Source organism: Mucilaginibacter pankratovii (genome assembly GCF_014773265.1).
Taxonomy (GTDB): Bacteria; Bacteroidota; Bacteroidia; order Sphingobacteriales; family Sphingobacteriaceae; genus Mucilaginibacter; species Mucilaginibacter pankratovii.
The window spans coordinates 251,238-273,023 of sequence record NZ_JACWMY010000001.1 but is presented as its reverse complement, the minus strand read 5'-3'; the positions used below and the strand labels follow the sequence as shown (position 1 = coordinate 273,023).

Below are 21,786 nucleotides of genomic sequence, written 5' to 3'. Positions count from 1 at the left end.
TTTAAATAGGTTTAAAGTGAAGGCAGGCTATTTAACCTGGTTATAGTAATGTTACGATAGTACGCCTCTGCGGCTTCTGACTGTATTTGTATTTTGCCCTTTGAAAAACCTGTTTCGGTACCTTCTTTAGGGGATAAGCGCGAGTTTTGAAGTGCCATAACCACATGCCCGTTAACTACGTGGATGCTTTTATCGCCGTAGCAATATAGCTCCAGGGTATTCCATTCGCCGTTTGGCTTTTCGTAATTGCCTCTGTGCAAACAGGTGCTTGCGGGTGTACGGTCTGATGTAAATTGTACCAATGGGCCGGCCGGATCATAAATCCACTCCTTTTTCTCCGGATTGGGTTTTATGGCCGTGTTAATATCCATCCCAACGCCGGATAAGGAGTAGTAGTCGCCCATATCACCTTCCTGCACCTGGAATTCGTGCCCTCGCATCCAAACGTTCCAGAATTGGGCGTGCGGGCCGGTAGCATGGTAAATAATTCCGTTATCGCGTTTGTCCTTCAACCGGGGTTCATATTTGTTATCGCCCCATTTAAATTCAACTTTCAGGTGGTAGTTTTCAAACTCCTGTTTGGTGCTTAGGCCGCCATACATTTGCCCGCTTATATGCAATACCGGTTGCCCGCCAATCATTTCTACCGAAAACACATGAAGCGGGTCCTTATTTAAACCTATGGGCGTTCCGTTCATGCCATCACCCATCGGGTAATCCTTTAAAGCTAAGCTGGTATGTGGCACACCTAAAAAAGTGTCCCAGTATTTTAGATCTTTAGTTAAAAGATGGGTTGGTTTGCCCGATAGTTCTTGCGAAAAACATGGGAGAGCTACCAGCTGTGAAATAACGATTAAGAGCGTGATATAAAATTTCATAAAAAATTATTTTTTTACACCCGATAAATTGGTTTGAATAATCTTGCGAATGGTGCCGTCGGCATTGTAATAAAGCTTATTTACACAGATGGAGCGCAGCCAGTCGTTACCGGAGAGCGAACTGTTATGGTAAAACGCGTACCACTGGCCCTTAAATTCTACAATAGAGCCGTGGTTGGTAAAGCTATCGGTAGGGTCGATATAAATGCCCTTATAGGTCCACGGGCCAAGGGGATTGGTACTGGTGGCATAACGCATGCGGTTGTGCTTGCCGGCCTCGTTAAAGTTATCGGCGTAGGAGAGGTAGTAAACACCATCTTTTTTATGCACCCAGGTAGCTTCGTGGAAATCGTTCAGCCCCTGCATGGTTTTCATTTCGCCATCTATTTCCACCATGTTATCCTTCAGCTTGCCACCCTTGCAGATGTTGCCTCCGCCGTAATAGAAGTAGGCCTGCCCGTCATCGTCCACAAAAACGCAAGGGTCTATCAGCGATTCCAACCCTTTAATATAACCCTGCGATTTAAAATCTTTCGCCGGGCTTTTGCTGGTGGCTACGCCTATTTTCCAGGTGGTGTTCCATTCGGTGCCGCTTGGGTGGGGGTAGTAGAAATAGTAATTGCCGTTTTTGTAGGCTGCATCCGGTGCCCACATAAAACCACCTTCGGGGCGGCCCCATTCTGCATCAGTTGCGCGGAAGATCTCGCCTTCATCGCGCCAGGTAAGCATATCTGCGGTTGAATACACATGGTACTGGTCCATCAGGTCGCAGCCGCGGGGCGGGGCAATATCGTGGGATGGGTACACATATAAACGCCCATCGGTCCAAACATGCGCCGATGGGTCTGCCGTGTAGATACTGGTAACAAACGGGTTTTTAAAACCATCGCCTTTGGTATCTTCCACAACCACAGGCGGGGTTACGGGTTTAGTATCAACGGCCCCTTTTTTGGAGCAGCCACTTACCGCAAGGGTAGTTAAAAACAGTGCTTTGATGAGCTTTTTGTTCATGGCTATTATTTTAGTTGGCCTTGGCATCAACTATTATTTTTTTGTAAGCACTTGGTACTACTTTTTTGATGGTGCCGTCGGTGTTGTAGTAAAGTTTATCCACGCATATCGAACGCAGCCAATCCTCGCCCGAGATAGCGCTGTTATGGTAAAACGAGTACCATTGCCCTTTAAATTTTACGATAGAGCCGTGGTTGGTGTAGCTGTCGGTAGGATCCATATAGATGCCCTTATACGTCCAGGGGCCAAGCGGGCTTTTGCTGGTAGCATAGCGCATTTGGTTGTGCTTACCGTTTACATCGTGGTTATCGGAGTACGACAGGTAATAAATACCATCCTTTTTATGCACCCAGGTAGCTTCGTGGAAATCTTCCAGGCCTTCCATTTTTTGCAGTTCGCCGTCAATTTCCATCATGTTGGCTTTCAGCTTGCCACCCTTGCTGGTGCCGCCGCCGCCATAGTAGAAGTAAGCCTGTCCGTCATCGTCCACAAAAACGCAGGGGTCTATCAGCGATTCGAGGCCTTTAATGTAACCTTGAGATTTAAAAGGACCTATAGGGCTTTTGCTGGTAGCTACGCCAATTTTCCAGGTAGCATTCCACTCGGTGCCGCTTGGGTGGGGGAAGTAAAAATAGTACGTGCCGTTTTTGTAAGCAGCATCGGGCGCCCACATAAAGCCGCCTTCCTTGCGGCCCCATTCTACATCTGATGCACGCAGGATCTCGCCATGATCTTTCCAATGCACCATATTATCGGTAGAATACACATGGTACTGGTCCATCAGGTCGCAGCCACGTGCAGGGAAAATATCATGCGAAGGATATACATACAGCCTGCCATCCTTCCAAACATGGGCAGATGGGTCGGCGGTGTACATATTGGTAACAAAAGGGTTGCCCACATGCGTTGTATCGGCAGGTTTATTTTGTGCCGATGCCGTTTGAGTTGATAGCACGCTGAGGCTTAAGGCCAGCGCGGCTAAGGTGAATTTTTTTGATGTTTTTAGCAATTTATGGCTGTTCATTATCATACGGTTTCTGTAAAACGGCTGAGAGAGAAGCTCCCTCAGCCGTTGAAATTTTGAAATTGATAAGAAGGTTTAGAACGGTTGTTTAAATGCTTGCGTCGTATTTAACTCACCCCGAAATTATTTAGATATAAACTTCAGGTCATCAATACCTACCGTAATATCCGGGTGGTCTTTTGTGTTGGTAAAGAAGAACATCCGGAAGTGGTCTACCTTAGTCAGATCTACCCCGCCATCTGATGTTTTAATGGTCTTATCCAGGTCGAGGTTGATCTCGTTCCAGCCATTTTTCAAGCCGTCCAATAGCGGCGTTACATCCCAGGCATCTTCGTGGTCATCCGATTTTCCGGAGCTGGTGATCTCGATAGAACCATCCTTTTTAAGATACGATACATCAGAGATATAAAGCCAGAAGTGGAACCTGCCGTTAGCTGCTGTAAATGTGGTATTTAGCGGAGCGGGTAGCTGTTTGATGAACTGCATAAAGTCGCCACCGTTAGGGATGGTGTTTTTGAGGTACCCAGTGCCTTCTTTAGGGCTCAGCGGCTCAATTTTAACCTCACCTACGGTTTCCCAGCCATCTTTTACATCAACAGCATCAAATACCACCGGCGGCGGTGGTGGGATGGCGCGGAATTTCAGATCGTCTACACCGGTAACCAGGTCTGCGTGGTCCTTATTTTTGGTGAAGAAGAAGATACGGAAGTAATTAACAGCAGCAGGGTTTGGCACACCAGACAGGTCCGCATCCCTGAAGTTCAGGTTGATCAGGTTCCAACCATTGGCTAGTGTAGGCAGCAATTTGCCCACGCTCCAGCCGTATTCTTCTTTATCGGCATCGCCGCCGCTGGTAATCTCTATCTGTCCGTCGTCTTTTAGTAATGATACGTCAGATATGTACCACCAGAATGAGAACTGGCCGTTGCCCGCGGTTAGTTTGGTATCTAACGGAGCCGGCAGTTTTTTAATGAACTGCATAAAATCGTTACCATTAGTGATGGCATTTTTTAAGTAACCCGTGCCTTCCTTCGGACTCAGCTTCTCAATTTTTGGGTCACCTACGGTTTGCCAGCCTTCCGGTGCGTCGGCGTTATCAAATACCACCAGGGTAGGGTCCACCGGTTCCACAACCGGCGGGATAGGCGGCGGTTCTACAATGCCCGACCTGTCTCTCGACGGATAAGTTTCTTTTTTACAGCTACCCACAGTGAGCCCTATCATCAGGGCGGTGCAGGCTATTATTGGTTTTAAAAATTTCATTTGGTTTAAGTTTTTTGTTTATGGAACATCTACTTCTACTATCTCCGAGAAATTCGAGCTCTTGAAGCTGTCGTTCAGCCTCACGCCAACCCGCACAAAGAATTTCCTGCCGGAGATGAGGTTAGGAATGGTGAGGGTGATAGATTTATCCGCCATGCTCATATCAATAAATTCTTTGTTGATAACAACCGCCTTGGTTTCCGAATAATCGCGGATAGAGGCACCGGCACCAACCAGTTTGGTGGTGTTTACATAGGGCTGCGCATCAATAATGGTAGGCAAGCCAGCCGGGATAGGGGCATCAATATCAAATTTTAACGTAAGGGTGGTGCCCACTAAACTTTGCGTAAAGTTTTTGATGGTAATGTAAGGGGTTAGCTCAAAATCGTGCGAGCTGCCTTTGGTTATATCCACCCTTACCGAATCGTATATCGGCCAGAACGCGCCGCCTTTTGGTATAATTCGGTAGGTGCCTTTAAACAGTTTGGTGTCTTTAAACGTACCATCAAACTTACTCGGGATCTCCTGCGGGGTAGGGGTAGCGCTCCAGCTTACCTGCTCCATCCGCACCTGTATGCTGTTTTGCGAGGTAAGGAAGTTAGCGTGTGTGGTAGCATCTATCAGCCTGCCTTCAAAAGAAGCGTCAGGCGCATCGTAATTATCAATTTTTGTACATGCCGAGGCTGCCAGTACACATACGCCCAACAAAACTCTGCTAATCAATTGTTTCATATCTTAAAAATTGGATGATTAATAATTGGGGTTATTAGGATACAAATTCGGGTTTTTGCCAAGCTCACCGCCGGGTATTGGCTCGTAATAATATTTCTTTTCGAAATTGTAGTTACGGCCAAATGTCTCAGGCTCCGACAGGAAGATGTATTTGTTCTCGTTGATGACGTAGTATGGCATCAGGCCTTTAAAGCGGGCGTTATCCAAAACCACATCAGCTACTCTCCACCTTTTCAAATCCCAGTAATACTGGTTCTCAAAGGCAAGTTCCATGCAGCGTTCGTTGCGGATCTTGGCCATATCAATGCCGCCCAAAGCGGTTGCACCGGCGCGGCTGCGGATCTGGTTGATGCTGGTTAAGGCATCAGCTGAGTTGCCCAATTCAAAGGCTGCTTCTGCACGGTTTAAAAGCACTTCGGCGTAGCGCATGTCTATCCACGGTTGCTCGCTGCGGTAAAGGTCAACGGTGTTTATCGGCTTGGCATAATCAATATACTTGCGAACGTAGAAACCTGTACGGGTTAACTCATCGCCACTTGTTTTGATACCGGTGAACCCAATGATGCGCCTGCCCTCGAACAAAGTGTTCACATCGCCCGATATTTTATAAGCGCGGGCGGCAGGTTGTTTGGCAACCTCAGCAGCGGCGGTACCGCTGAAGTTTGAATAAAGGCCGCGTTGCGTATCAAATTGTAAGCCTCTAAGCGTTGCACCCGGAAAGTAAACAGTAGCTAACAGCCTTGGCTCCAGGCCTGCCTGTATATCGGCAAGGTTGGTGAAGCGTTTTGGCGTGCCATCGCTGTTAGTGATGCCTAACTGGGTAAAGCGCTCCACAAAATCGAGCGTAGGGTAGGCTCTTGACAAGGCGTTAGCCGTCATATAACGTGGCGAGTAAGTCGCATCCCAGCTGTGCGCGGTATTAGAGTTGATGGAGTACTGCTTGATGAAGATGTTCTCCGGGCTATCGCTTTTCAGGAAAGCATCAACATAGTTTTGTACTTTATCGGCATTTTTGTTGTAAAGCGAGTAGTGGCCTTCAACCAATTTTGCGGCATCAAAAGCCTTGGTGAAGTAGCCATTTGCTTTGCCGGCATCAATACCTACAAAACCGCCCGACCGGGCATCGCCATCAACAAAATTTACCGAACCGTATTTGGCTATGCAGCCGGCATACAGCATGGTGCGCGATTTGTAAGCGGCGGCTACGTATTTGTTAGCACGGCCAGCCTGGCTGGTTTCGGGCATTAGCTGGTAGCCCAGTTGCAGCTCATCGCCAATAAAATCCCAGGTAGCGTCTTCGCGGTCGCGGTGTACCTGCAGTTCTTCAAGCGGTGCGCCCGGGTTCTGTACGGTAGTAATTAGTGGTACGCCGCCATAACGTTTTGCTAACGCGAAGTAATAATAAGCACGTAAAAAGTGGGCCTCGCCTAATAAAGCGTTAACCTTTGCTTCGGTTAGTTGTGCTTTGTAGTTTGGTAATTGCTCTATCAGGAAGTTTACATCCCTGATGCTGCCGTATGGCCAATAACCAAAGCCGCCGCCGATATCCATGCCTCCGAAGGGGCCAACCATTTCGCCGGTTACAGCGCCTGCATGGTAAAAATTCATCCAGGGGTTATCGGGGTTAAAGCCGCGGCCGCCGTCGCCGCCATCGGGGCGGTATTTAAAGTCTTCGATAGGCAGCGAACGGTAAATGTTTGCCAGGTAGGAGTTTACGCCCGCCTCGCTGCTGAAGATAATATCAGGCGTGATGATATTGGTAGGCGCAATGTTTAGCTTCTGGCAGGAGGTTGTTGTTGCTGCCACGCCTATTGATATTGCTATAATTAGTTTGTATATACTTTTCATATTCAATAAGATTAAAAGGAAATGTTAGCTCCCAGGTTAAAAGTTCTGTTCATCGGGTATTTGTAACCACCCAGCGCCTGGTCAAATCCGGCTCCCGGCCTTTCGCCCGGGTGCTCAGGGTCGTAATTCTTCAGCCCGGTAAATGTGGCCAGGTTGTAGCTGTTCACATAAACCCTAAAGCGTTTTACGCCTATCCTTTTTAAAGTAGCGGTGGGTATGGTATAGCCAAACTCCAGTGATTTAATCCTGAGGTAGCTGCCATTTTGGATGGCCTTGGTGCCCTGTGCCACCGGCGAGCCCATGGCAGGGTAAAAGCCCGGTACCCATTGGGTGCTTGGGTCGAATACGTTATCGGTTGGGTTTACAGTGTGCCAGCTATCTAAAAAGCGGGTTAAAGCGCTACGGCCGTACATCAATGGCTCGGCGTATTGCTCCGAGTATTGTACATACACGCCTGTTGCGCCTTGCAGCAGCATGTTCATATCAAAGCCTTTGTAGTTTAAGGCCAGTGTTAAACCGTAGTTTATCAACGGGATATCGCTGGTAGCTATTGGGTGGTTATCTTTAGAGTCAATAACACCATCTTCGTTCCAGTCTTTGTAGTAGTAATCGCCGGGTACAACATTGTTGTTGCCGCCGCCGGTGTTTACGCCGTAGTTGTAGATCTGGTCGTAAGTGGTAAACTGGCCCGCATAATCTGTACCCCACCAAATATTTTGGTAGCGGTTGGTTTGGCCGTTGCGCCATTGCTCGTAAGCGTTGCCCGGGCGGCCTTCTACCAGGTAGCGGGTCATGGTGCGGGTGGTACCCACGTTGGCGCTCACGCTGTAGCCCAGGTCGCCGATGCGGTTGCGGTGCGTGATGATGAAGTCTAAACCTTCGGTGCGGTCGCCGTTGATGTTAACATCCGGCAATGCCGCGCCAACGGTACCCGGCACAGTTGCACCTGTTGTGCCTGCAAGGCCTTTTCTTTCTTTACGGAAGATCTCCGCTGTACCATCTACTTTTCCTCCCCATAAAGAGAAATCAACAGCGATGTTTTTGGTGTAGGCAGTTGCCCAGCTCAGGCCAGGGTTACCCACACGTACGGTGGAGCCATTTACATAGCCTGCACCAAAGATATAACCGGCAGTTGGGTAGTTAAAACCACTGATGTAGTTAAAAGCGCGCCCCTGCTCATCGCCCGATTCGCCGTATGATGCACGTAGTTTCAAATCGGTTAACACCCGGTCCGAGATCAGCTTGCGGAAGAATGGCTCCTGTGTAATTCTCCAGCCCACAGATACTGCGGGGAAATTACCCCACTGATCGGGCCCCGGCATGTATTTGTTAGAACCATCACGGCGGATAATAAATTCGGCCAGGTATTTGTTTTTGTAACTGTAGTTTAATTTACCAACGACAGATTTGGTAGCTATCTCTGATAGACCGTTAACATCCATGTAGCCTTCCTGGTCGGTAGTTAAGCCGCCAAAAATATAATCTATCGGCAACTCAATGTTACGCATGGCGTAAAAGTTATCGGTAGTGGCGTGGCTTTGCTCGTAAACCAGGGTAGCAGCAATGGTGTGGTCTTTAAAGAAAGTATTGTTGTAGTTTAATGATAGCTGTGTAAGCTGATTATCGTTAGTGTAATATGAGCGGCGAATACGGCTTGGCCCGTTCACTTTCGATGGCAGGTAAGTGTCGGTGTCGGCTTTGTAAGAGTACAAGGTATACTCTCTGCGGTGCTCGGTATTATCGGCCGCGCCGTAACCGTAGTTGTACATGGCTCTTGCGTTTAAGCCTTTTATCCATGGCAGATCGTACTGCAGACTTAGCTGGCCATTAAAATTCTTGTTCTTGAATTTTTTATCGCCTACCATATCTCCATTGGTAATAATAACCGGGTTGGCGTTATCGGGCATAATGTTTGGATAAAGCGGGTTGTTGTTGGCATAGATCTGGTCGCGGGGGATCTGGTTCCAGGTGTATTTAAAAATGGTCCACAGATCTTGGTAAGGCTGGTTCTTCTGATCCATCAGACCCGATACCAATACCTGCGCCCTAAGGCCCTTGGCGATGTTAACGGTAACGTTTGAGCGGAAGTTGAACCGGTCGTAATCCAGGTCTTCGCTTTTAAAAATACCATCCTGTTTCATGTAACCCAGGTTAAAGAAATAGCTGATCTTTTCGGTACCACCGTTTACGTTTAAGTTGTGCTGAATCTGCGGAGAGGATTTTTTAAAGGCAGCGCCAATCCAGTCGGCAGATTTGTAGGTGCCATCCATCCATGGTTTTATATCGGCATAAGACCATGCCGGGGTGGTGTTGGCAATAAAGTTGTTGGCGAAATCGCGTTTGGTTTTCTCGTTAGATAGTAGCATGTAATCAACCGCGTCTACACCCTCGGGCATGCCCAAAAATTGCTGGTAGCCCTGGTTAACCGAGTAGTTGATATCAAACTGCCCGTTCCTTTCGCCTTTTTTAGTTGTGATGAGGATAACACCGCCCGCGGCTCGCACACCGTAGATAGATGCAGCCGCATCCTTCAGTACCGAGATGCTCTCAATTTCGTTGGGGTCCATACGTTCGAAACCACCGCTGGGAACACCATCAATTACCACTAATGGGGCAGCTTTGTACCCGCGTATATCAAAGGTGTTTTCGTAACCGCCCGGTTCGGCAGTTTTTTGAACGATACGCAAACCGGGAATTTTACCGGTAAGCATGTTTACAACACTTTCGTTTTTGGTTACGGTAATTTCCTTGCTTTTTAAGGTTGATACCGAGCCGGTTACCGTTTCGCGCTTTTGTGTGCCGTAACCTACTACCACCACCTCGTTAAGGTTGGTGTTGGAGGATTTCAGGCTAACGGTATTATTATTGCGAAGCGCGGCAACGCTAACTTCCTGTGTTAAATAACCGATAAAGGATAGCTGCAGTACATCAGTAGCCGAAGCGTTTAGGGTGAACTTTCCGTTCAGATCGGTAATGATACCGGTGGTGGTGCCTTTTATTTTTACACTTACCCCCGGAAGTGTGGACCCATCCGTAAAGTCTACTACTTTTCCGCTGATGGCAGTTTGCTGGGCTAACAAACTAAGCGGGAAAAGAAAGAAAAGTATAAGTAAGTATTTAAATTTTTTCATATTGTCTCTCGTTAATGTTTAGGATTAATTTTGGTTGGTTTACCTGGTTAGGGTAATAAATGCGCGTGCGGCGGCATACTTACGGGGGGTTAAGATCAGTTTTGTTCATGGTTTGGTATGGTTGGTTTAATACATCTCCTGTTGCTAATGGTGAGCTTACAGGAGCGATAATTGGTTTAATATTATGCTACAAAAGAACTGGCGTTCATTAATAAAAAATAAATAATAGATTAATTTTAGCTGTAAAAACGCCGGTTAATAGTGTTTTGAAATGTTTTTTTGGGAAAGCGCACTTTTTTTGCAGAAAGCGGCGAAAATAAACCGGCTTAAAAAGCGGGCTGTAATAAAGGGGAGATAAGTAGCATAGGATACGGCAGGTTACTGGTTATGGAATAGGTAGCTTAGTGTACTGAGTACGTAAAGGTGGGTGGTGGCAGGCAGCAGGTTATGTATTTTAATATGATCGCTTATTAATGCAAATCGGGAGCGCGCTTTAATTTATTATTGGCTTCATTTATTTTATCTGCGAGGGTGTTCTCATTTTCGCGATTTCTTCCCATGGAAACCACGGATGGCCTCCTGTCCGGATCGCATATGCTATTTATAAGCACGGTATCGTTATAAAATAATACGGTTATTTGTTCGCCCCAGCTTCCGGAGAAAAAGCCAGGAAGGGTTTTTGCAATATATGTTTTTGTGGATGACGACATTCGCACCCATTTTAAGTCTTTAGCTACCTCGTTTATTATCCCCTTCAATTGTTCTGCGTTTAAACTTGTTTTAACGATCTTGAATTTCAGCCGTTTTTTTTGAATGAAATAGAAAATAACAGCCAAAACCGAGGGGAGAAATAGAAACCAAACCTCACCATCTTTATAATCAGTTGACCCGGAATTGAAGTAATCTATTGAATGAAGCACCATCAATACTAATGGTATAATAAGTAGAAAGGCCACAATGCCGTAGTGCGTCAATTTGTTCTCCAGGCCAACCAATTGCAACTCCTGCGTTTCAATCGATCTATTAAATATCTCTTCGGTCATAATTGATTACAAGATATTACACTGTCGACCTCACATTCGTCGTCAGTTTATATTGCTCGGGCGACATGCCCATGTATTTTTTAAACACGCGCGAAAAATAATACGGGTCGTCGTACCCCAGGTCCATCGCTATTGCTTTTATCTTGGTTTCGTTGGCGTATAAAAACTGGCAGGCCTTCTGCATTTTCAGGTGGATAAAATAATCCATCGGCGGCATGCCGGTTGCCTTACGGAACAAGCTGCTGAAATGCGAGCTGGATAATTTATGCTGCCCGGCCATATCCTCCACGGTCATTTTCTTCTCGATGTTTTGCTTCATGTTGAGAATGGTGGTAGTAATAATGTCCTCGTTTTCCACCTGCTCACTTACAATGTGCTTATCGGGGAATAAAAACGTGGCTATCAAATTATACAGGCAAAACGTGGCGTTGCACAAATTCTCTATGCTGTAACCCATTTCCAGGTTCTGGTAAATATTTTGCCATATCTCCAGCGCCTTATTATTAAAGGGGATCGTTATGGGGCCCTTAAAAATATTAAGGTTGAGCGAGGAGTTGAAGTTCTCGATATTATCACCGGTAAAATGTACCCAGTAGATGGTCCAGGGGTCTTCCTCATCAGCCCAGTAGCGCATGGATTCTTCGGTAGCAGGCAGCAGGAAAAATTGGTTAGGCGTTACCTCAAATTTCTTTTTATCAATAACATAATAGCCTTTGCCTTTTAGGCAATAGATAAGGATATTATCCACGCAGCCCCGGCGGCGCTCTTTATAATGGTACGATGCCTTTGGGAAGTAACCGATATGCGTAATGTAAATATTAAAAAGCGCCGGGTATCGCTTAACATATTCTGTTAATACCTTCTGCGGGATACTGATCAGTTTTTCCCCGTCGAAGCCGTCCTTACGTTTAAAAGAGTTACCCATTATTAATTAAGGTGTTTAATAGTATATGCCATCAGAGGTTGGCAATGGTTTATAATATAGCGGGCTAATTTATATTTTATTTGGATAAAGCGCATCATTACGGCAAATTATTCTTTCAAAATAATTCAGGCGAATTATCCATTAAAATAGCCGAATTACCTATTAGACGATTTTAAACCGGCAGTTAAATTTGGCTGTTGTATTTAACAAAACCAATTATAGCATTATCTAAAAAACACCGTGTTTTAGAGGGTAATGAAACCGGTTAAATACCAAACACCAACACATATAATATTAAAGCAAGTAAGTACAGTAATACCACATTGTTATTACTGTAAATAAAAAATGCAAAACCAGTATGCAATTACTAAAAGATAAGGTTGTTTTTTTAACCGGCGGTACCGAAGGGATAGGTTACGAATGTGCCAAAGCGTATTATAAGGCGGGGGCAAAAGTGAGTATCATCACGCACAAGGAAGATAGCCTGCGGAATTGCCGTATGCAGTTTTTTAATGATGATATTCATTATATACTGGCCGATGTGTCTAAACCCGCAGATGTAAACCGGGCGATAGCAGAAACCACTGTGCGCTTTGGCCGGATAGATGTTATCCATAATAACGCCGGTGTATCAAACCCCTCAAAAACCGTATGCGATACTACGGACGAGGAGTGGGACAAGGTTTTCAATGTAAATGTAAAAGGCATTTACCATACCACTAAATATGGCATAGCCGCGCTAAAAGAAACCAAGGGCGTTATTTTAAACACCGGTAGCCTGGTTGGCGATATTGGCCAGGAACTGCACGCTGCTTACACCGCTACAAAAGGGGCGGTTAACGCACTTACCAAATCAATGGCGCTGGATTATGCACCCTTCGGCATCCGTGTAAACGCTGTAGCCCCCGCCGGCGTTTGGACACCCATGCTGCGCCGCTGGAGCAATCAGCAGCCAAATGCCGCGCATATCGAACATTATTTAGATGAGATCCACCCGCTGGGTTATTGCCCCGAAGGCGATGTAGTGGCCGATGCCTGTTTGTTTTTAATATCAGAGCAGGCACGGTTTATTACCGGCACAATCCTGCCTGTATCGGGCGGCGCGGAACTGGGCTATCGCAGGCATATGGATAAGTCAGCTGCAAAAGACGGGGTTGTATTACCTATTGATACAAAAGCTAAGGAACTATGATCAGGAAGATAACTATTGATGATGTACGTTTCCCGCTGGAAGGCAATGCCGGCAGTGACGCTATCCATCGCGACCCGGTGTACTCTTACGCGGTAACCCGCCTGCACGATGACAGCGGCCTAACTGGCACCGGCTTTGCTTTTACCCTGGGCGAGGGTAACGACCTGGTGTGCAAAGCCGCCGAATATTACGGCAAGACTTTACAGGGTAAGGATATTGAAGACGTGATGGCCAATTTTGGCGAACTGTTTAAGCAGCTCAGCAACGATCAGCAATTCCGCTGGCTGGGGCCGCATAAGGGTGTGGTTCATTTGGCGCTGGCATCGGTAACCAATGCCTGTTATGATCTGTGGGCAAAAAAACGCGGCGTGCCGCTTTGGAAATTGCTGATAGACCTATCGCCCGAGCAAATTGTAAATACCCTGGATCTATCTTATTTAGAAGATGAATTAACTGCGGAACAAGCTTTAGCATTACTGAAAGCACAGCAACCCACCAAGGCGGAACGAATGCCAATTTTAGAAAAGGGCTATCCCGGTTACGATACTTCTATCGGCTGGTTTAATTATTCTGATGAACTCGTGCGCGAGAACTGCAAAAAAGCCCTGGCCGAAGGCTTTACCGCCATGAAACTTAAAGTGGGCTCTGCCGACCCGGAGCGCGATATCCGCCGGGCACACATCGTACGCGAAGTTGCCGGGCCCGATGTAAAGGTGATGCTGGATGCCAACCAGCAATGGAACCTGCCGCAGGCTATCGAGATCTGCAACAAACTAAAAAGCATTAACCCCTACTGGATAGAAGAGCCAACGCACCCTGATGATGTAAATGCCCATGCCACGCTGGCCAAAGCTATTGCCCCGGTTAAATTGGCGCTGGGCGAGCATGTGCCCAATAAGATCATCTTTAAAAATTACCTGCAATCGGGCTCTTCCTCGTTTATGCAGGTAGATGCTGTGCGGGTAGGTGGGGTGAGCGAGTTTATCACTGTAAGCCTGCTGTGTAAAAAGTTTGGCGTACCTGTAGTACCGCACGTGGGCGATATGGGGCAGCTGCACCAGCATTTGGTATTGTTTAACCATATTGCTATGGGGCACGAGGCTTTGTTTTTAGAGCATATCCCGCACCTGCAAAAGCACTTTGTAAACCCGGCGCAAATTATAGGTGGTGTTTATAAAACACCGCAAGTACCCGGAAGCAGCTGCGACCTGCTTGTTTTAAAAGATTAATTTTACGTAGTATATATTGTTATGATAGGTTCTTTTGATGCCACGGTAAGTATTTTATATGTGCTGGTGATATTGGCCATTGGCTTATACACCGGGCTGCGGCATCGTTCGGCAAATAAAAAGAACGCGGCGAGCAGCTATTTTTTGGCAGGCAAAAGCCTAAAATGGCCTATGATAGGGTTGGCACTGTTTGCCACCAATATCTCCTGCGTGCATTTGGTGAGCCTTGCCCAAAGCGGTTTTGATACCGGCCTCCTCAACGGAACCTTTGAGTGGATGGCCTCATTTACCCTCATCTTATTGGCCTTGTTTTTTGTACCCTTCTATATCAAATCGGGCGTATCAACCCTGCCCGATTTTTTGGAGAAAAGGTACAACCGCGCCAGCAGAGATTGGCTTGCCTTTATTTCTATATTGTCAGCTATTATTATCCATATTTCTTTCTCGTTACTGGCCGGTGGTATTGTGTTGCAAACCCTGTTTGGGGTAAATATGTACACCAGTGTGATCATCATAGCGGTTATCACTACTATTTATACCGTGGTAGGGGGATTGAAAGCGGTAGTGGTTACCGAATCTATACAAACGGTAGTGCTGCTTTCCGGCGCGGTGATCATGAGCGTGGTTGCCTACCAAAAAATGGGCGGCTGGGATGATATGGTGCATGTGCTGCAGCAAAAGAACGAACTGAATAAACTCTCGATGATGCGCCCGCATGGCGATGCAAGCGGCTTGCCCTGGTATGCCGTTTTATTGGGCTATCCGGTGCTGGGCATCTGGTACTGGTGCGCCGACCAAACCATCGTTCAGCGCGTATTGGGCGCTAAGGACGAGAACCATGCCAGGGTAGGTCCCTTGTTTTGCGGTTTTATTAAAATACTGCCGGTATTTATTTTTGTGATGCCCGGCCTGTTTGCCTATGCCTTGTACCAAACCGGGCATTTAGATGTGGGCAGCCTTAAAACTGTAGATGCAGCGGGTAAAGAGGTGGTGAACAGCAAGGGTATTTATACGCTGATGATATTACAGCTGATACCGAAAGGTTTGGCGGGAATATTGGTGGCCGCTTTACTATCCGGTTTAATGAGCCAGATCTCGGGCGCGTTAAACTCCATCTCCACCCTGGCCAGCTATGATATTTACAAACGCTACAAACCCGATGCCAGCGACGATAAGCTGGTACGCGCCGGCAAAATAGCGGCAGGGATTTCTTTCATCGTCTCCTTATTGTTGCTGCCTTTATTAAATAATTACGAAAGTATTTTTAACGGACTTAACGATATCATCGCCCACATAGCGCCGCCTATAACCTGCGTGTTTTTGTTAGGCGTTTTCTGGAAAAAAGCTTCAGCGATATCGGCACAGCTTACCCTGTACATCGGCTCGGCGGCAGGGGTGCTGGTTTTTATTTACAGTAAAGCCTTGCCGCACTCCCTGCTTGGGCAGGTGCCGTTTATGATGATGGCTTTTTACCTGTTTGTTTTTTGTGTTTTACTACAGGTGGCGCTTTCCTTTATCTACAAAGTGCAGCATACCGCCGAAAGCGGGGTGCTTTACTGGAGATCACCTCTCGAATCGCTGAAGAGCCCGGGCTGGGCAGGAGTGGGGAACTACAAGTTCCTTTCGGTGCTGCTTATAGTAATTATGGTGGCGTTATTCTGGGTGTTCAGGTGATAAAATAATATCATAATCCTGCATTTTTATATCCATCACAAAAAATAGGGCAATTGCAGTGTTTTTTGCCAATATCGAAACAAATTGACTATAGTTCCATCGGTATTGCATAAAGCAATCCATTGCTTTATGATAGTTGATAGAATGTGCTATAATATGTCAAAAATACAGTTGTTTTTGGCCGTACAATATCGCTGAATGCTTAGATAATAACATAAAATTATTGTTGGCGCAGATATATGTTATTTGTAATAACCAATACAAAAAACTCACGGAATAAATAATACGATTGTCCATCACCTTTAAAGGTTTATCCATTTTAAAGCCGTTGTGAACATTCTAAATTTATCCAACCAATTAACCAATTCTTATAATTATGAAAATTTATTACCAAACGCAAGCAGCAAAACTGCTTTCCCCGTTAAAGGTGCAGGATAAGCCCCGATCCCGCCCATCTTCAAAAAGGTTATTTCCCGAATCCCGGCAGCAGGCATAAACACGCTTTGTAATCAGCGTATTTTACAACTGGGGTTTGTAAATTTTTACACTGACGTACGGTGGGTGGATACCTATGCCTCCGAAAAAATAAATAACGATCCAACGAACTTAAAACCAATTATGAGAAAATATTTATGAGACCATTTTACGAACGCATAAAAAGCCATTGGTTATCAAAAATTGTGCAGGGCAACCTTGCTGTATTATGTTGCATATTAATACTATGCATTAATAGCAACAAAGCGGCGGCACAAACCAAGATAACTATTACCGGTACAGTAGCAGATACCACCGGCCTTAAAATTATAGGTGCCAACATCACCGCCGAAAACCGCAAGAATACTGGTACGGTAACCGATGTTAACGGTAACTTTGTTATCAATGCCGAGCCGGGTACCGTATTCCGCGTTACCTATGTAGGTTATAAAGAAACCACCTTTACGGTTTTATCGGGTAAGCTTACCTACCCAATTATTATTAAGGAATCTAAAAACGAGTTTGCCGACGTAGTTGTTACCGCATACGGCCGCAAGCAGCGTAAGGAAGCTGTAGTAGGTTCGGTAACTACCGTAACGCCGGGGGATCTTAAAATACCGGCGAGTAACTTAACCAACGCTTTAGCAGGCCAGGTGGCGGGTGTAATTGCCTACCAGCCAAGCGGCCAGCCGGGGCAGGATAACGCCTCCTTCTTTATCCGCGGCGTTACCACCTTCGGTTACAAAAAAGACCCGCTGATACTGATAGATAACGTAGAGCTGTCCACATCAGATCTTGCCCGTTTGCAGGTAGATGATATAGCCAGCTTCTCGATATTGAAAGATGCCAGTTCTACTGCACTATACGGTGCACGTGGCGCAAACGGTGTTATTTTAGTAACTACCAAGGAGGGTAAAGTAGGTAAGCCGGTGATCAATGCCCGTGTGGAGAACTCTACCTCGCAATCTATCAAAAACCTGGAACTGGCCGATCCTATTACCTACATGAAGCTTTTTAACGAGGCCACCATCACCCGCGACCCGTTGAGCCCGTTGCCGTTTAGCCAAAATAAAATTATTGCTACCCAGGCAACTTTGGACAACGCCCCCGGCAGTAACCAGTATGTTAATCCCGCTGTTGACTGGATAAAAACCTTATTTAAAGAACGCACCAATACGCAGCGCGCAGATATGAGCGTTAGCGGTGGCGGCGGCGTTGCCCGTTATTATGTATCGGGTTCGTACAATATCGATAGGGGGATCCTGCGCCAGGATATTGCGAATAACAATAACAACAACGTAAACTTTAAAAATTACCAGCTGCGTTCTAATATTAACATCAACCTTACCAAATCTACCGAGATGGTTGTAAGGCTGGTAGGTACTTTTAACGAGTATAATGGTCCGCTTACTGCCGATGCATCCTTCTCTACCGATTTGTATAATATAGCCATGCACACCAGCCCGGTGTTGTTTCCGGCTTTTTACCCGGCAGATGAGGCTAACATCAACACTAAGCATATTTTATTTGGTAATGCGTTAGCCCAGGGCAGCACGGCGCAATCAAATAATGTGGCTTATGTAAACCCATATGCTGCTTTATTAAGGGGGCACAAAAACTTCTCCCAATCGCGTATGTCGGCTCAGTTAGAGCTCAACCAGGGTTTGGATGCCATAACACAGGGGCTTAACTTCCGTGGATTATTTCACACCAACCGCTTTTCGTACTTCGAATCGTCTATGGGCTATTCACCGTTCTATTACAACATTGGCGATTACGATAAAGCAACCGATAAATATACTTTATCGTGGTTAAACTCGCAACCAGGTGCCGCCAAAGAGTACCTGGAATACTACCGCGACCCTAACACCAGCCAGTTAAATACCTACCTGTTCTTCCAGGGCGTGCTCGATTATTCGAAACGTTTTGGCGACCATAACATCAGCAGTGCGTTAATAGGCACCCAGCAGCAAACGCTGTATGGTAATGCCAATACCTTGCAAAGTTCGCTGCCATACCGCAACGTTACCATTGCAGGCCGCGCTACCTATTCCTTTAAAAGCCGTTATTTTTTGGAGTTTAACTTTGGTTACAACGGTACCGAGCGGTTTTCGAGCGAGCACCGTTTCGGCTTCTTCCCAACTATCGGCGCTTCCTGGATAGTATCTGACGAGAATTTCTTTCGCGGTTTGTATGATGTGGTTTCCCGCATGAAACTGCGCGCCAGCTACGGTACCGTAGGTAACGACCAGATAGGCAGCCAACGCTTCTACTACCTCTCCAATGTAGAGCTTAATGGCGGCAATCCGGCATATTTCGGTACTAATAATGGGTACGGGCGCAATGGTGTCACCATATATAATTACCCTAATGCCGATATCACCTGGGAAACATCGCGCCAGCTAAACCTTGGCCTGGAACTTACGCTGTTCAAAAACTGGAATATCGTGGCTGAGGTGTATAAATACAAGCGTTACAATGTGTTACAAGACCGTTCGGCGCTGCCTACTACAACCGGACTTGAGGCTAACGTGAGTGCCAACTTTGGTACCGCCAACTCTAAGGGTATTGATTTCCAGACTGATTACAAGCAAACCATAGGACGCACCGGCTGGATCCAGGCCCGGGGTAACTTTACCCTGGCATCTACCAAGTACGAGAAATACGAAGAGCCTGAATATCCCGAAGGATACCGGTACCGCGCCGGTCAGCAACTTAACCGCGGCATTGGTTATATAGCCGAGCGTTTGTTTGTGGATGATAACGAAGCTGCCAATTCTCCAACGCAGATATTTTCCACCAACGGTTTTCCTCCAAAGGGCGGAGACATTAAATACCGCGACTTAAACAGCGACGGTAAAATAGATGATAAGGATCAAACCTTCATTGGTTACCCCACCATTCCGCAAATTGTTTACGGTTACGGTTTATCTGCAGGTTACAAAGGCTTTGATCTTTCCGCGTTCTTCCAGGGGCAGGCAAGGGTAAGCTTTTTTATCGATCCAAGCCGTACCAGCCCTTTTATACAAAGCCCTGATGGCGCCTATGCAAGTGGCAACACACAGTTGCTGAAAGCATTTGCAGATAATCACTGGAGCGAAGAAAACCAAAACCTTTATGCGCAATATCCGCGCCTTGGGGTAACCGGTAACCAGATAGAGAATAACAGGCAAAACAGCACCTGGTGGATGCGCGATGGTAGTTTCCTGCGCTTAAAATCTGTTGAATTTGGTTATACCATACCAAAAAACATATCAAGCAAATTAAAGCTCACCAAAGCCCGTATTTACTTTAACGGTTTGAATTTATATACCTGGAGTCCCTTTAAACTTTGGGATCCCGAGATCGGCGGCAACGGCTTTTCTTACCCTATACAAAAGGTATTCAACATAGGCCTCAATGTCAATTTATAATCAGCACCTTTTACATAACAGTAACATGAAAAAGATATCAAAATTTGTATGCGTTATGGTAGTACTGCTACTGGGCGGCTCGTGCAAAAAATACCTCGACGTACCACCAGATGGTACCGGAACGCTGGAATATGCCTTCCGTAACCGCAACGAGGCCGAGAACTACCTGTTTACCTGCTACGCAACGCTGCAGCAATTTTACGATGCCACAGCAAACGCGGGTTTCGTAACCTCCGGTGAAATTGTATACCCTAATAACTTAACCAAGCATCCGCTCGATGAAACCGGCTTTGGTTTGCTGCGTGGAACCCAGAACAGTGCTCAACCAGGACTTAATTTTTGGGATGGCGAAAAGCATGGGCAGGCTATATTTCGCTCCATCAGGCGCTGCAATATCATGCTGGAGAATATAGATAAGCCGACCGATCTTTCAACCTTTGAAAAGAAACGCTGGATAGCTGAGGTGAAGTTTTTAAAAGCTTACTACCATTTCTATCTTGCCCGTTTGTATGGGCCGATACCGCTGGTAAAAACCAATTTGGATATTACCGCAGATGCCAGCGAATTAAAGGTAAAGCGCGCAACTGTTGATGAAACGTTTGCCTACATTGTAAGCCTGCTGGATGAAGCAGCGCCCGATTTGCCTAACGTTATCAGCAACCAGGTACAGGAACTAGGTCGTATTACAAGGCCAATTGCCCTGTCGGTAAAAGCAGAAGTATTGGCAACAGCAGCAAGCCCGCTGTTTAACGGCAACCCCGATTACAATAGTTTAAAAAATAAAGACGGCGTTGCGCTTTTCCCTGCTACGTACGATGCTGCCAAATGGCAACTGGCTGCCGATGCAGCCAAAACAGCAATTACCGCGTGCGAAGGTGCCGGTATGAAGCTTTATAATTTTATTGCACCCGCAAACATCACTGTACTACCCGATTCGTTGCGCACTGTATTGAGCGTGCAAAACGCCGTTACCGAAAAGTGGGATGTTAACCCCGAGCTGATTTGGGCCTTAAATCCTACTTTTCCGTTCCAGGGGTATGCCACGCCACGTTTGACGCAGAAAGGGGTTGTTAACATCTTTAGTAACCCTTCGCTTTTTGCGGTGCCGCTGGCTACGCAGGAGATGTTCTACAGCGACAAAGGTGTGCCGATAAACGAGGATAAAACCTTTGATTATGCGGGCCGCTACTCCATAAAAACCGGCGACGACGCCAACCGTTTCTATATCGCCAAAAATTACTCAACTGTTAAAGAACACTTTAACCGGGAGCCGCGCATGTATGCCAGCCTGGGTTTTGATGGCGGTATATGGTTTGGTAACGGCAAGGTGAGCACTAATGATATGTACCATGTAGAAGCGCGGGGTATCCAGTCTTTCGCCGGCCCTAAAGATATCAACACCCTAAATATCACCGGGTATTGGCCAAAAAAACTGGTGAACTATTTATCGGTGTATGATGATGGCTTCCAGGAAACCAGCTACCGTTTGCCCGTAATGAGGCTTGCTGGTCTGTACCTTTTATATGCCGAAGCGCTGAACGAGGTTAATGGACCCACCGGCGAGGTTACAACGTATATAGATAAAGTACGTACAAGGGCCGGGCTGCAGGGTGTTGTTGCTTCGTGGACAAACTACTCCAGCAACCCGGGCAAAGTGGCATCAAAAGATGGTATGCGCCAGATCATACACCAGGAGCGGCGCATCGAGCTTTGTTTTGAAGCACAAAGCGGATGGGACCTGCGCCGCTGGAAAGAGTTACAGATAGTGCTGAGCCAGCCTATACAGGGCTGGAACCTGTACGAAACACAGCCTGCCAACTATTACCAGCCACGTACCATATTTACATCGGTATTTGGGGTGAGAAATTACCTGTGGCCGATAAAAGATCAGGACCTTATTGTGAACAGCAACCTGGTGCAAAACTCTTACTGGTAAAATTATTGAACAT

Annotated in this window: 14 protein-coding genes; 5 read left to right on the top strand and 9 right to left on the bottom strand. The window is 46.4% G+C overall.

Features of this window, described 5'->3' with window-relative positions; genetic code table 11:
* Positions 1 to 11: 11 nt before the first annotated feature.
* The 9 genes from IDJ77_RS01050 to IDJ77_RS01010 form a co-directional block, all read right to left on the bottom strand.
* Positions 12 to 878: a 3-keto-disaccharide hydrolase gene (locus IDJ77_RS01050; RefSeq protein WP_191187068.1), complete on the bottom strand. Its 867-nt coding sequence runs from the start codon at positions 876 to 878 to the stop codon at positions 12 to 14.
* 6 nt (positions 879 to 884) lie between these two features.
* A complete protein-coding gene (locus IDJ77_RS01045; protein ID WP_191187067.1) occupies positions 885 to 1,889 on the bottom strand; it encodes a family 43 glycosylhydrolase in 1,005 nt (334 codons plus the stop codon).
* 10 nt (positions 1,890 to 1,899) lie between these two features.
* The gene (locus tag IDJ77_RS01040; RefSeq protein ID WP_191187066.1) at positions 1,900 to 2,913 is read right to left on the bottom strand and encodes a family 43 glycosylhydrolase; all 1,014 of its coding nucleotides are present in this window, start codon (positions 2,911 to 2,913) and stop codon (positions 1,900 to 1,902) included.
* 123 nt (positions 2,914 to 3,036) lie between these two features.
* Positions 3,037 to 4,176 (bottom strand): hypothetical protein, encoded by a 1,140-nt coding sequence (locus IDJ77_RS01035; protein ID WP_191187065.1) that lies wholly within the window; start codon positions 4,174 to 4,176, stop codon positions 3,037 to 3,039.
* Positions 4,177 to 4,194: 18 nt separating this feature from the next.
* Complete coding sequence (locus IDJ77_RS01030; protein WP_191187064.1) at positions 4,195 to 4,908, bottom strand: DUF3823 domain-containing protein; 714 nt, start codon at positions 4,906 to 4,908, stop codon at positions 4,195 to 4,197.
* A gap of 18 nt (positions 4,909 to 4,926) precedes the next feature.
* Positions 4,927 to 6,756, bottom strand: coding sequence for a RagB/SusD family nutrient uptake outer membrane protein (locus IDJ77_RS01025; protein WP_191187063.1), 1,830 nt, complete (start codon positions 6,754 to 6,756; stop codon positions 4,927 to 4,929).
* 11 nt (positions 6,757 to 6,767) lie between these two features.
* Positions 6,768 to 9,887, bottom strand: a complete 3,120-nt coding sequence (locus IDJ77_RS01020) for a SusC/RagA family TonB-linked outer membrane protein (RefSeq protein WP_191187062.1) — start codon at positions 9,885 to 9,887, stop codon at positions 6,768 to 6,770.
* A gap of 470 nt (positions 9,888 to 10,357) precedes the next feature.
* Complete coding sequence (locus IDJ77_RS01015; RefSeq protein ID WP_191187061.1) at positions 10,358 to 10,930, bottom strand: hypothetical protein; 573 nt, start codon at positions 10,928 to 10,930, stop codon at positions 10,358 to 10,360.
* Positions 10,931 to 10,946: 16 nt separating this feature from the next.
* Positions 10,947 to 11,855 carry an AraC family transcriptional regulator gene (locus tag IDJ77_RS01010; RefSeq protein ID WP_191187060.1) on the bottom strand — a complete coding sequence of 303 codons (909 nt, stop codon included), beginning with the start codon at positions 11,853 to 11,855 and terminating at the stop codon, positions 10,947 to 10,949.
* Positions 11,856 to 12,213: 358 nt separating this feature from the next.
* On the opposite strand from IDJ77_RS01010, the gene IDJ77_RS01005 reads away from it, so the two are divergent.
* The 5 genes from IDJ77_RS01005 to IDJ77_RS00985 all read left to right on the top strand — a co-directional run bounded on the left by IDJ77_RS01005 (position 12,214) and on the right by IDJ77_RS00985 (position 21,773).
* Complete coding sequence (locus IDJ77_RS01005) at positions 12,214 to 13,047, top strand: SDR family NAD(P)-dependent oxidoreductase (protein WP_191187059.1); 834 nt, start codon at positions 12,214 to 12,216, stop codon at positions 13,045 to 13,047.
* Positions 13,044 to 14,276: an enolase C-terminal domain-like protein gene (locus IDJ77_RS01000; RefSeq protein WP_191187058.1), complete on the top strand. Its 1,233-nt coding sequence runs from the start codon at positions 13,044 to 13,046 to the stop codon at positions 14,274 to 14,276. Before IDJ77_RS01005 ends, IDJ77_RS01000 begins: the two co-directional genes overlap by 4 nt.
* A 21-nt stretch (positions 14,277 to 14,297) precedes the next feature.
* The gene (locus IDJ77_RS00995) at positions 14,298 to 15,950 is read left to right on the top strand and encodes a sodium:solute symporter (protein WP_191187057.1); all 1,653 of its coding nucleotides are present in this window, start codon (positions 14,298 to 14,300) and stop codon (positions 15,948 to 15,950) included.
* A 632-nt stretch (positions 15,951 to 16,582) separates the two neighbouring features.
* The gene (locus IDJ77_RS00990) at positions 16,583 to 19,837 is read left to right on the top strand and encodes a SusC/RagA family TonB-linked outer membrane protein (protein ID WP_191187056.1); all 3,255 of its coding nucleotides are present in this window, start codon (positions 16,583 to 16,585) and stop codon (positions 19,835 to 19,837) included.
* A 25-nt stretch (positions 19,838 to 19,862) separates the two neighbouring features.
* Complete coding sequence (locus IDJ77_RS00985; protein ID WP_191187055.1) at positions 19,863 to 21,773, top strand: RagB/SusD family nutrient uptake outer membrane protein; 1,911 nt, start codon at positions 19,863 to 19,865, stop codon at positions 21,771 to 21,773.
* Positions 21,774 to 21,786 lie beyond the last annotated feature (13 nt).

Excerpts from the sequence above, each read along its gene's own strand:
- IDJ77_RS01050 (WP_191187068.1), bottom strand. The coding sequence starts at position 878 with ATGAAATTTTATATCACGCTCTTAATCGTTATTTCACAGCTGGTAGCT.
- IDJ77_RS01045 (WP_191187067.1), bottom strand. The coding sequence starts at position 1,889 with ATGAACAAAAAGCTCATCAAAGCACTGTTTTTAACTACCCTTGCGGTA.
- IDJ77_RS01040 (WP_191187066.1), bottom strand. The coding sequence starts at position 2,913 with ATGAACAGCCATAAATTGCTAAAAACATCAAAAAAATTCACCTTAGCC.
- IDJ77_RS01035 (WP_191187065.1), bottom strand. The coding sequence starts at position 4,176 with ATGAAATTTTTAAAACCAATAATAGCCTGCACCGCCCTGATGATAGGG.
- IDJ77_RS01030 (WP_191187064.1), bottom strand. The coding sequence starts at position 4,908 with ATGAAACAATTGATTAGCAGAGTTTTGTTGGGCGTATGTGTACTGGCA.
- IDJ77_RS01025 (WP_191187063.1), bottom strand. The coding sequence starts at position 6,756 with ATGAAAAGTATATACAAACTAATTATAGCAATATCAATAGGCGTGGCA.
- IDJ77_RS01020 (WP_191187062.1), bottom strand. The coding sequence starts at position 9,887 with ATGAAAAAATTTAAATACTTACTTATACTTTTCTTTCTTTTCCCGCTT.
- IDJ77_RS01015 (WP_191187061.1), bottom strand. The coding sequence starts at position 10,930 with ATGACCGAAGAGATATTTAATAGATCGATTGAAACGCAGGAGTTGCAA.
- IDJ77_RS01010 (WP_191187060.1), bottom strand. The coding sequence starts at position 11,855 with ATGGGTAACTCTTTTAAACGTAAGGACGGCTTCGACGGGGAAAAACTG.
- IDJ77_RS01005 (WP_191187059.1), top strand. The coding sequence starts at position 12,214 with ATGCAATTACTAAAAGATAAGGTTGTTTTTTTAACCGGCGGTACCGAA.
- IDJ77_RS01000 (WP_191187058.1), top strand. The coding sequence starts at position 13,044 with ATGATCAGGAAGATAACTATTGATGATGTACGTTTCCCGCTGGAAGGC.
- IDJ77_RS00995 (WP_191187057.1), top strand. The coding sequence starts at position 14,298 with ATGATAGGTTCTTTTGATGCCACGGTAAGTATTTTATATGTGCTGGTG.
- IDJ77_RS00990 (WP_191187056.1), top strand. The coding sequence starts at position 16,583 with ATGAGACCATTTTACGAACGCATAAAAAGCCATTGGTTATCAAAAATT.
- IDJ77_RS00985 (WP_191187055.1), top strand. The coding sequence starts at position 19,863 with ATGAAAAAGATATCAAAATTTGTATGCGTTATGGTAGTACTGCTACTG.